Below are 12,961 nucleotides of genomic sequence, written 5' to 3'. Positions count from 1 at the left end.
TATATTTATCGCACAATGTAATAATTGTAAATTTTTAATCACAGCCATGATGATGTTCGTTTAATGAATTCGATATCTTTAATTTGTTTTTAAATAAGTAATAAATACTTGATTAAAAGGAATAAAGAAACTTTAAATTATAAGATCTTTGTGACTGTTGGTTCCCCAAAATTTTGAATTGCATAACCTATATTATTTAAGAAGCTTGGAAGTACTAACACATTTTAACCCTTTTGAAGGTCCAGAGATAAAACATATTCTGCACACTACAGATGCGCAAGAAGAAATTTGGTATTCTTGTTATTTTGGTGGTGACGATGCGAATAAGGCGTATAACCTCTCATTGACTATTGAATTTGAAGGTAATTTAGATATTACCGCCTTGCAATGGTCTGTTGACATGCTTATTAGTAGGCATGAAGCTTTACGTTCTGTATTTAGTCCCGATGGAAAATTTATCAATGTATTTGCTTCCATCATCGCAAACATAGATTTGCAAGACTACGCTGGTTTGTCTGCTAAAGAGAAGGAAGCTGCCATAAAAAACTATACAAAGAACGATACTGGTAAAGCATTTGATCTAACGAAAGAACCATTAATACGATTTGCCGTACTTAGAACTGAAGCTTATAAATTTCAGTTTATAATGACTACGCATCATATTGTATGTGATGGTTGGTCTTTAGGTATTATCATGCAAGAATTAGGAGCCTTATATTCTGCAAAGGTCAAAAATGTATCTCATAACCTTCCGGATGCTGTACCGTATACGGAATATGTGGCGCATCAAAATGAAATAAAACTAAGTCCTGAATTCAATCAAACCGAACAATATTGGTTGAAGGTTTTTCAAAACGATATACCGAAAACTAATCTTCCGACAGATTTTAAACAAATAACAAAGAGAACCTATAACGGTGCACGTATTAACCAGTTATTAGATAAAAATGTAGTAAAAGGTATTAAGCAAACCGGAATTAAAGGTAACTCTAGTTTGGTACTTACTTTAATGGCGGCTTTTGAAATTTTGCTATATAAGATTACCGAACAAGAAGGTATTGTGCTTGGGTTGCCTGTTGCGGGGCAATCATCAATGGGGGCAAAACATCTTGTTGGGCATTGTGTGAAGTTGTTACCGATGAAAAGTAATCTTGATATTGACGACAGTTTTATAGAGTATTTAAAGAAAAGAAAATCTGCCAATTTTGATGCTTTCGAAAATCAAGAATTGTCTTTTGGTAGCTTATTAAAGAAGCTTAACATTCCAAGAACTCCGGGTAGAGTGCCATTGGTACCGGTAGTTTTTAATGTTGATATGGACTTGGACGAAGGCGTTACTTTTGAGGGACTTTCGTATCAATACCATAGTAACGAACGAGAGTATGAGACTTTCGAATTATTCTTGAATGCAACAGGGTCGAAAGACAATATAGTGTTGGAGTGGTCTTATAATACCAACTTGTTCGAAGAAAGTACTATACAGGCTATGGGTGAAACGTTCAATGCCATTTTAAATAAATTGATTGAACAGCCTAATGCTAAATTGTCTGAAATACTAAATAGAGCTAACGAAGATAGTATTGTAACGGGAGTGTCATTAGATTATCCAAACACTACCCTTCATGAGTTATTATATAAGCAAGCTACAAGTACACCAACGGCAATTGCATTAGAGTTTAAAAATGAGAAGGTTACCTACGCAGAGTTACAGCGAAAAATTAATAGTACTGCTGTTTACCTCTGGGAAAAAGGCATAAGACCCGGAGATACAGTAGCTATTTCATTGGAAAGATCACCTGAGTTAATTGCAACTTTATTTGCAATTCTTCAGTGCGGAGCTAGATATGTGCCGATAGATACCGTCTACCCTGATAATCGTACCTTATTGATGATTTCAGATGCTAAATCAAATTTCTTTATTTGTGACAAATCAAAACAAGCACTTGAGCATGGTGCTAAAACGATTTTTATTGAAGAATTAAGAATCAAAGCAAACGAAACTAGTGAAACCATAATTGATGTAAATGTACCTTCTGATGCAGGAGCATACATTATATATACTTCTGGATCTACAGGAAAGCCAAAGGGAGTTCAGGTAACACATAATAATGTTGTTAACCTGTTGTTTTCGATGGGCAAAGAGCCAGGTATTACACAGAACGATAAAATATTTGCAACTACCACCATATCTTTTGATGCGATGGTGATGGAGATCTTCTTGCCATTGGTTCATGGTGCCAGTGTGGTATTGGTCGATGAAGAAACACGAAAAGATGGACATCTTTTATTACAAAAAGCAATAGAAGATGAAATAACCGTAATTTGGGGAACGCCAACGATATGGCAAATTTTATTGGACTCTGGTTGGAAAAAACCATTGCATATTAAAGCGCTTATTGGTGGTGAACCGGTTTCCAAAGCACTTTCATTAAAATTACTTGAAAAGGTTGATGAAGTATGGAATATTTATGGTCCGACGGAAACTACCGTATGTTGTATTCTGACAAACATATCAGATCAAGATGATCCGATTACCATAGGGAAGCCTATTGCAAATACCGATATTTATATTCTAGATACCAACGGTAAACCTGTGAGAACTGGCGAAGTTGGAGAAATAGCAATTGGTGGCGACGGAGTAACCAATGGATATTTAGGACAAGAAGAACTTACAAATGAACGTTTCGTAACCAATACTTTTAAAGCAGATGCTAATACTAAAATGTATTTGTCAGGAGATTTAGGTAAGCTTTTGCCAAACGGTCAAATTGAATGTTTAGGTCGTAAAGACGGACAAGTTAAAGTTCGCGGACATAGAATAGAACTCGGAGAAATTGAACATTCTTTAAATAAACTAAAAGGAATTCAATCAGCAGCCACCGATGTTAGAAACAATGCTTTAAAAGCATATATAGTTTATAATGGTAACGAATGGGATACTGACGTAGCACTTTGGAAGAAGCAATTAGCGGCGGAGTTACCAGTTTTTATGTTACCTCATGAATATATTAAATTAGATAAACTGCCCGTAACTATTAACGGTAAATTAGATAGAAAAAGTCTACCAGATGACACGCATATCATCACTACTAACGAAGAAAGTATTCAACCGTTTACAAAAGCCGAAAAATTGGTTTCAGAGGTTTGGAAAGAGTGTTTGTTTTTAGACAACGTTAATCTAAACGATGATTTCTTTGAATTAGGTGGGCATTCGTTAATTGCTGCAAAAGTAATGACTAGGCTAGAGGAGAAATCTGGTCAGCGATTACCTTTATCTTCATTATTTGAATATTCAACGGTTAAAAGTCTGGCGAGTTTATTAAAAATAGAAGAAAACGTAGTTACTTGGGATTCTATGGTACCTATTCAGCCTAATGGATCTAAAACACCTTTATTCATTGTTCACGGTGCAGGTTTAAATATACTTTCTTTTAAAACACTAAAAGATCATATGGATGCTGATCAGCCTATTTACGGTTTTCAGGCAAAAGGTTTAGATGGTAAAGAGTCACTATTGACCTCGGTCGAAGAAATAGCAGCGCATTATAATGAAGCGCTTTTGGCAACACAGCCAAAAGGACCCTATAAGTTGGCGGGTTATTCATCTGGTGGTATTATCGCCTATGAAATGGCAAAACAATTAATGGCAAAAGGAGAAGAGATTTCTGCTTTAGCGCTGTTAGATACCTACGCATATGCACATTATGGCAAGAGTACCAGTTTAGGCAAAAAGATGGCGTATTTTAATTATTTAGCGAATAAGACCCTACATGTTTTAAAGCAATTATCAAGTGTAGAAGGATTTAAATATAGAATCGGAGTCACTAAAGCTAACTTGAAGAAATTGTATTTAAGATTAAAGAAAGATAAAGCTACAGTAGCCAAAACGGATTATGATTGGGAGTATGAAAGTCGAATTATTGAGCATAATAAGGTTGTCGATAAATATCATTTACAACCATTAGCTATAAAGGTCGACTTATTTAGAATTGAAGAGGTAACTGATTATACACACGATAGCGTAAATCTCGGCTGGAAATCTTTTGCTGAAAAGGGTATTGAGCTACACTATGTACCAGGGGACCACCTGAGTATGTTTTATTCGCCAAATGATAAGGTTTTATCAGCATCGCTGCAAAAAGTGTTAGATACCAATAACTAAGGTTCTAATTATCTTACTAGAGATTTGGATAGAGCTGAAGATCTAGTGGCTATGTTACTGTAGTTATCTGCGGCCATATACCTTAGGTAATAATCTAAGCCCTTGTCTTTTTTGGTATTATGCCATAGGTCAAAGCCGGCGGTGTTAAATAAGGTCTCATAATTATGTGAAAACGAACGTTCATATCCGTAGGGTTGAGATGTCTTGTTGGTTTCTAAATTATGATGTACTCCGTTGGGTTCAATAGCTATAAACGTTGTTTTACCCAGAGCATTTAATTGATATAGAAATTCTTGTAGTTTAGATTCTGTAAAGTACTCTAGCACACCCCTAGAGGTAACAAATATCATGTTCTCTGTAGCGTGGGTATTTGCCCATTCAAAACCATCAGAGGCTACAAATTCAAGCTTTTCATTTCCTGAATACCCATCCTTGTTCAATGATACTTGTTGTTGACTAAGATCAATTCCAACAAATCGATCAACATTCGGAAATTTGGTACTTAAATAGTTCAATACCTTTCCATTGCCGCATCCTATTTCTACAATCGTATGAAAATTATGTTTTTCCATAGATAATTTTAACTCCAGAAGATCGAATAAAAACGTGCATTCAGGTAAGAATGAATTTTCAAAAGAATCATCAGTTGCAGAGAAATAAGTGGCACCTTGTTTTTTCCAGTAAGCTTCGTGAAATTTAGAAAGTTTTGCGTAATCCAACTCTTGCTCCGCCTTCTTCAATAGCGCTTTACGCATAAAAAGATCTATCAGGTGTATAGATTTTTTATCTGTTATCGTCATGCCATTTTCAGCAAATTCTTTTGCTTTTTTCGGCATTAATAACTGGAGAATCTTCCCAATAAGAATTACAATTTTACTTTTCATCACGGGGTGAAATAAAGAATTGATATGTAATAATAGTTCTTTTGTCGAAAACTTTTTTAAGAACTTAATATCATTGGTAAATATTTACAGTTATTTACCGACGAAATCTGCTTATAAACTATGGTTATTTGGCCTCATTTTGCAATCTCAATTCAATTTCGAAGAACGTTATTTTTTTCTCGATGAAATTTTAGGAGATAAAAAAATAATGAATGACGCAATCAGTATAATTATTCAATGTAAGTAACTGATAAACAATATTTTATTTAATTTTAATTATCAAAATACTACTTTTGCGCTACTTGTTTGAAACAAAAATGTTTATGATATTTAGTAATTTTACTGCATTGTCTATTTACATTATTTTATACAGGAACTTTAATTAAAAGTATTCGTAAAGCATTAATGAATTAAAATTTTTATATAATTATTAAGTTATTCATATAGCGTTTTAAAACGATCATGATTTTCCTTTTGAAAATAAGTAAATAACAACCCCACAAGTCTATATCTAATTATCATTTTATAATGGAAGCCAAAAAAGTGAATTTAATAACTGATTCTACAATAGCCTATTGGAAGAATGTTTTATTGGATGATGTAAAATTATTGGACCTGCCGAGTAGAAAGCTTACTGTAAAGAATAGCGTTGGTCAAGGGTCGTTGTTGCGTACCCGATTTTCTGGTGATGTTACTAGTAAAGTAAAAGTTAGTTTAGCTGGCGATATTAAGATTGAAGTATTTTTAATTACGGCATTAAGTGTTCTATTACAGCGATACACGAATCAAATTGATATTGCATTTGGTTTAACTATCGATGATAACGACAATGCTCATAATAAGCTATCACTATTTAGAAATAACATAGACCCTACTGCAGACTTTACTACTTTAAATAATCAAACAAAAGAGATACTTGCTTTACATAAAGCGAATCCATACCCGACCGATAAATTTTTAAAAGATTTTAATCTAGTTAAGGACAATGGTGAGAATGCTGTTTTAGATTTTGTACTAGCGATAAATGCTATAAAAAACTCGCCTGCTATTTCAAATGCAGGTGATGCTATCAAGTTTGTTGGCGCAGTCGATTCTATTTCAAATATTAAGGTAGTATTGGATATTGCTGATGAGCATATCAATTTCGATGTTATTTTCAATGAAAATGTTTTCGATAAAGATGTGATGGAACAGTTCATGGTGCACTTTAAGACTTTGGTGTCACGTTTAATTGAACAACCATCTGCTGCGATAGGAAGTATTGATATTCTATTAGAAAAAGAGCAATCTACCATATTGAATGATTTCAACTCACCTTATGTAGATTACCCAAGAGAAAAAACCATTGTTGATCTTTTAAATGAACAAGCTGAAAAGACACCGAATAGAATAGCGGTAGTATATGAAGATAGTAGTCTAACCTATAAGGAACTGCATAAACTTTCCAATCAATTTGCAGCCTATTTAATTAAGAAAAAAGGGGCCATTAAAGGTAACTTGGCTTGTTTGATTCTAGAAAGAAGCGAATGGCTTATTATCAGTATGGTGGGTATTATGAAGGCTGGTGCAGCATATGTGCCTGTTGATCCTAATTACCCCAATAAACGAAAAGAATATATAAAAGAAGATAGTAACTGCGACTTTACGGTAGATGCAGCTACAATAAAAGAATTTAATGCAACAATAGCTGATTATTCTACAGAAGAAATTACAGGTGTTGACTTAAAGCCTAACGATTTAATTTATATCATTTATACTTCTGGTACCACGGGGAACCCAAAAGGGGTAATGTTAGAACATACAAATATTGTTAGTTTGTTCGTACATGATAATCAGTTGTTTGATTTTAATGAAACTGACGTTTGGACCATGTTTCATTCGTATTGTTTCGATTTCTCGGTTTGGGAAATGTACGGTGCGCTGTTGTTCGGTGGAAAATTAATTATCCCGTCTAGTTCGGTAATTAAGGACCCCTATGAATTTATGTCCCTAGTTATTAGAGAGAAAGTGACCGTCTTAAGTCAAACACCATCTTCTTTCTTGAATATCATGGGTAGCTTACCCGATGGCGATGTTGATTTAAAATTAAGATATGTCATTTTTGGTGGCGAGTCTTTATTTCCTAAGTATTTAGAGAAATGGCACCAAAAATTCCCAGCTATACAATTTGTAAATGGGTATGGTATTACAGAGACTACGGTATTTGTAACTTTTAAAATGATTGATGATGAGGACATCAGAACCAATGTTTCTAATATTGGTAATTCTATACCTACATTATCTACGTTTGTTGTAAACGGTCAAGACCAATTGCAGCCTATTGGTGTTATTGGGGAGTTATGTGTTTCTGGCTATGGTCTTGCACGCGGTTATTTAAACAGACCAGAGCTTAGCGAGCAAAAGTTTGCCGCTAATCCTTTTTTACCAGGCGAGAAAATGTATCGCTCAGGCGATTTAGTACGTTTGTTGCCAGACGGTAATTTTGAATTCGTTGGTAGAATAGACCACCAAGTAAAAATTCGTGGTCACCGAGTAGAGCTCGGTGAAATTGAATCTACCTTAAATGAAATTTCAGGTGTAAAGAGAGCGGTTGTTTTAGCCAATACCAATAAAGATGGTGAAACGAGATTGGTTGCATATATGCAGGCTAACGGTGAGAAACCATCAATTAGTGATTTAAAATCGGGACTTGAAGAAAAATTGCCGGTATTTATGGTACCTGCTTTCTTTATGTGGGTAGATGAGTTTCCTACCAATGCCAACGATAAAATTGATAAAAGTAAATTGCCTGAACCGTCTTATGAAAGATCTAGTTCAGATGTAATTTTTAGAAAACCACGTACCAAAATAGAAAAGAATATTGCGGCTATTTGGGAAAAAGAATTAAGTATATCTGGTATAGGCTTAGATGATAACTTTTTTGAAATGGGTGGTACGTCACTCATGGCACAAAAGGTCGCCAATGCCATGATGAAGACAACGGGTATTCGTATACCTGTAACCAAGTTATATCAATACACGACTATAGCATCTCTTTCATTATTTCTTGATGGAAATAATAAGAATGCACCTCTGGAATTTAAGTACAAGAAGAAAGATGCCAATGCATCTAAAGATGTAGCAATTATTGCCATGTCAGGTAGATTTCCAGGAGCTAATACTATCGATGAATTTTGGGATGTTTTAAAGAATGGAAAAGAAACAATTTCATTTTTTACTCCAGAAGAATTAGACCAAAGTATACCTGAAGCTACACGTAAAGACAGTTTGTATGTTGCCGCAAGAGGTATTGTGCCGCTAGCGAAAACATTCGATGCCCGTTTTTTCGGACTGACGCCGAAATTTGCCGAGGCAATGGATCCACAGCAACGCTTGTTTTTAGAACTGGCTTGGGAAGTACTTGAGCAATCAGGTCATTTACCAGAACATTATAAAGGTAGAGTAGGGGTTTATGCCGGTACGGGTACAAATACATATTATAAAAAGAATATACTGCCTAATAGTGAAATAGTAGAAACTATTGGTCAACTGCAGTTAGACACTGCAAATGAGAAAGATTATATAGCATCGAGAACGGCATACCAGTTAGATTTAAAAGGTCCGGCGGTAAGTATACATTCAGCTTGTTCTACATCGTTATTGGCAATTGCCGAGGCAGTTGAAGCCATACGTAACGGACAATGTGAAATTGCTGTTGCAGGTGGGTCTAGTATTACTGCCCCAATGAATAGCGGTCACTTGTATCAAGAAGGGTCTATGCTGAGTACAGATGGTCATTGTAGACCCTTTGATGCTCAAGCAAGGGGTACCGTTTTTAGTGATGGTGCGGGTGCAATTATATTGAAAGATTTAGAAGAGGCTAAGAAAGATGGTGATATTATTTACGGCGTTGTAAAAGGTGTTGGTATCAATAATGACGGTGGACATAAAGGTAGCTTTACGGCACCTAGTGCAGAGGGTCAGGCGAATGCGATTGCAGCAGCTATTAATGATGCAAATGTTTCACCAGATACCATAAGTTATATTGAAACGCACGGTACGGCTACACCTTTAGGTGATCCTATAGAAGTTGACGGACTAAATCTTGCCTTTGGAGCACAAGAAAAGCGGAATTTCTGCGGATTAGGTTCTGTGAAAAGTAATATGGGACATATGACTGCAGCAGCAGGTGTTGCCGGTCTAATAAAAACAGTTTTAGCATTTAACCATAAAGTAATACCACCTTCATTAGGTTTCGATAAACCTAATCCTGAAATAGATTTTGAAAACAGTCCGTTTTATGTCAATAATAAGCTGACGGATTGGAATGTTGAAGGGGTTAGAAGAGCAGGTGTAAGTTCGTTTGGTGTAGGTGGAACCAATGTACACGTTGTAGTAGAGGAGTATGAAATGGAAGCGAAGACTTCTAAATTTCAACGTCCTTTACAATTACTACCTATTTCTGCAAAAACACAAACCAGTTTAGCAGGATTTGAAACTGAGCTAAAAAAACATATTGATACTAAACCAGAATTGAATATAGCAGATGTTGCTTATACCTTAAGTACTACTAAAGCTAGTTTCAATAATCGTAGATTTATTTTAGCCGATGATGCAATCACTGCTGCTGAGTTTTTAGTAGATAACGATATAAAGGCAGTACAGTCTTCGGTAGTAAAAACGGTGCCAAGTGAGATTGTATTCTTACTTCCAGGTCAGGGTTCCCAATATTTAAATATGGGTAAAGACCTTTATGAAGGGGAAAGCGTTTTTAGAGAAGCTGTTGATATTTGTGCCGATTTATTGTTAGATTCTATTAATGTAGATATCAGAGAAATTATTTTTCAGGATGTGAATTCTGAGGAAGCAGAAAACAAGTTAAAAGATACCCGTTATACACAACCTGCATTATTTACCATAGAATATGCGCTTTCACAATTGTGGATGAGCTGGGGAATACAGCCGACCGTATTATGTGGACATAGCCTTGGGGAATTTGTAGGTGCTCATTTAGCCGGAGTTTTCAGTTTAGAAGAAGCCTTGAAATTGGTTTCAATGAGAGGTATATTGGTAAGCGGACTTCCAAAAGGAAGTATGCTAACCGTTAGAATAGATCAAGAATCTTTAGAAAAAATTCTTCCGAAGACATTATCGATAGCAGCTGTAAATTCTGCAAAACTTTGTGTGGTTTCTGGCGAAGATGATGAGGTTACGAAATTTAGTGAACTTTTAAAAGAACAAGGTTTACCATACCGCTTAATAGCTACTAGTCATGCCTTTCATTCATCTATGATGGATCCTATTTTAGAGGAATTTGGTAATGTGGTGAAGAATATCAACTTAAATATTCCTGAACTACCAATAATATCGACCGTTACAGGTACTTGGCTTACGAATGAAGAGGCTGTAGATCCTGTATACTGGACAAACCATTTAAGAGATACCGTACGTTTTTCAGATGCTATGGATACCATAGTAAAGTTAGAAGACGTGGTATTGTTAGAAATGGGTCCGGGTAACACGCTTACCACTTTAAGTCGCCAGAACAAAGGTGCAAAAAATATAAAATCTTTGGCTTCTTTACATATCCCGAAAAAAGATGAAAATTCTTATCACGGGGTATTGAAAGCTTTAGGTAAATTATGGCTAACTGGTCTTACTGTAGATTGGAACGCCTTATACACAAATCAAGAAAGGCAAAAACTTAGATTACCAACCTATGTTTTTGACCGTAAACCATGCTGGATCGACCCGTTGGTATCTATTCCTAAAGAAAGAACCCATTTGAATGCCGATCAGCCGATAACTAGAATAATAGAAAAACCAAAAAGTGCCGCACCAATGAGAAACGTCTCTATTTTAAATAAAATTTCGGAGCTAATTTCAAATTCATACGGAATTGAGCTTGAAGTTGCCGACAAAGACAGCAGCTTTCTAGAATTAGGATTAGATTCTTTGATTCTAACACAAATGGCAATTACTTGTAAAAGAGAATTTAAGATTCCGATTACATTTAGACAGCTAAATGAAGATATCAATACGCCTGAGCTTTTAGCCAATTACCTAGATAAGAATTTACCGGCAGATGTAATGGCACCAAAACCAGTTGCAGAAGCAGCTCCTCAACCAGTTGCCACTGTTAATCACGTGCAACAAGTTGTTCCTGCTAATTATAATACTTCGGCTACCAATCAAACGGCTATTGGCTTAATAGGTGAACAGCTTAACTTATTAAGTAGGCAACTTCAGTTATTACAAGGTAATACGGTAGCTCAAGCTCCACAACCTGTTGCTGTTCAAAAGCCTGTGCCAGCAAAAGTGGTGAACGGTACAGCTAGTTTAGATGCTCGTTCAGAACAAGAAAAGCTTGAACATAAAAAACCGTTCGGTGCTTCACCAAGAATTGAGAAGAAATCAACGGGTTTAGATCAAGTACAATCAGAATATTTAAAACAACTTACTGAAAAGTACAATGCCAAAACCATTGGCAGTAAAAATTACGCTCAAGATAATAGAGCTAAAATGGCAGATCCTAGAGTAGTATCTGGTTTTAAGCCATTGACCAAAGAGTTGGTTTACCCAGTAGTAATCGGTAAATCTTCAGGTAACCGTCTATGGGATGTAGATGGTAATGAATATATAGATGCTTTAAATGGTTTTGGTTCTTGTTTCTTTGGATATCAACCAGATTTCATTAAAAAAGCGATGCATGACCAAATTGAATTGGGTTATGAAGTAGGGCCACAACACCCATTAGCGGGTGAGGTTTGTGAACTGCTATGTGAATTTACAGGTCATGATAGAGCTGCTTTATGTAACACAGGGTCAGAAGCGGTTCTTGGTGCTATGCGTATTGCACGTACAGTAACAGGGCGTTCGCTTATTGTTGCATTTACAGGTGCTTACCATGGTATTAACGATGAAGGCATTGTAAGAGGTTCTCAAAAGAAAAAAACATTCCCGGCTGCTGCGGGTATACTTCCAGAAGCAGTTCAAAATATGTTGATTCTTGATTATGGAACAGACGAAAGTTTACAGATAATTAAAGAAAGAGCACATGAAATTGCGGGAGTGCTTATAGAACCTGTTCAAAGTCGTAGACCAGAGTTTCAACCCGTAGAATTTATAAAGAATGTTAGAGAGGTAACTACTGCAGAAGAAATTCCGTTTATTTTCGATGAGGTTATTACCGGTTTCAGAATGCATCCGGGTGGTGCACAGGCATTATTTGATGTAAAGGCAGATCTAGCAACTTACGGTAAAGTTATGGGCGGAGGAGTTTCCATCGGTGCTATTGTAGGTAAAAAAGAGTATATGGATGCGCTTGATGGCGGATTTTGGCAATATGGTGATGACTCGTATCCTGAGGTAGGTGTTACTTACTTTGCAGGTACTTTTGTACGTCACCCATTAGCATTGGCTTCTTCAAAGGCAGCCTTGCTTCATATGAAAGAACAAGGTCCAAGTCTGCAGGCAAATGTGTCTGCTATGACAGAGCGTATGGTAAAAAGCTTGAATACTACTTTTGCAAAAGACGGACTCCCAATTGAAATCACTTATTTTGGTTCTTTGTGGAGATTGAAATTCAAGAAAGATATTCCGTATTCAGAATTGCTATTCGTTAGTATGCGTGAAAAAGGAATTCATATTTGGGACGGTTTCCCTTGTTTCTTAACCACAGCATATACGAGTGATGACGTTGATTTCTTAATGAAAACACTATTGTCTTCAATAGACGAATTGGTGGCTGTAGGTATACTTACTAAAGAAGGTGTAAATGGTAATCATGTGGTTAGCTCGCAATCTTCTTTTGATAAACTAAATACGCCTCCGGTACCTGGTGCACGTTTGGGTAGAGATGAAAAAGGTCAACCAGCTTGGTATGTAGCAGATGCTAGCCAAGAAAGTGGTTATATGAAAATTGAGATTTAAAATA

Annotated in this window: 3 protein-coding genes; 2 read left to right on the top strand and 1 reads right to left on the bottom strand. The window is 35.9% G+C overall.

Annotation, left to right across the window (positions count from 1 at the left end):
* Positions 1-178: 178 nt before the first annotated feature.
* A complete protein-coding gene (locus tag ACJJVT_RS14270; protein WP_405399592.1) occupies positions 179-4,162 on the top strand; it encodes an amino acid adenylation domain-containing protein in 3,984 nt (1,327 codons plus the stop codon).
* 8 nt (positions 4,163-4,170) lie between these two features.
* Here ACJJVT_RS14270 and ACJJVT_RS14265 read toward each other — a convergent pair whose 3' ends face one another.
* Positions 4,171-5,046 carry a methyltransferase domain-containing protein gene (locus tag ACJJVT_RS14265; protein WP_405399590.1) on the bottom strand — a complete coding sequence of 292 codons (876 nt, stop codon included), beginning with the start codon at positions 5,044-5,046 and terminating at the stop codon, positions 4,171-4,173.
* Between the two features lie 528 nt (positions 5,047-5,574).
* Here ACJJVT_RS14265 and ACJJVT_RS14260 point away from each other — a divergent pair.
* Positions 5,575-12,957: an amino acid adenylation domain-containing protein gene (locus ACJJVT_RS14260; protein WP_405399588.1), complete on the top strand. Its 7,383-nt coding sequence runs from the start codon at positions 5,575-5,577 to the stop codon at positions 12,955-12,957.
* Positions 12,958-12,961 lie beyond the last annotated feature (4 nt).

Origin of the sequence: Maribacter sp. Asnod2-G09 (assembly GCF_045063795.1) — a bacterium.
Classification (GTDB): Bacteria; Bacteroidota; Bacteroidia; order Flavobacteriales; family Flavobacteriaceae; genus Maribacter.
Note: the sequence above shows the minus strand (reverse complement) of the source record. Positions and strands in the feature narration are given on the sequence as shown.

What these genes read in the sequence shown, in the direction of transcription:
- ACJJVT_RS14260 (WP_405399588.1), top strand. Translation starts at nt 5,575, where the DNA reads ATGGAAGCCAAAAAAGTGAATTTAATAACTGATTCTACAATAGCCTAT.
- ACJJVT_RS14265 (WP_405399590.1), bottom strand. Translation starts at nt 5,046, where the DNA reads ATGAAAAGTAAAATTGTAATTCTTATTGGGAAGATTCTCCAGTTATTA.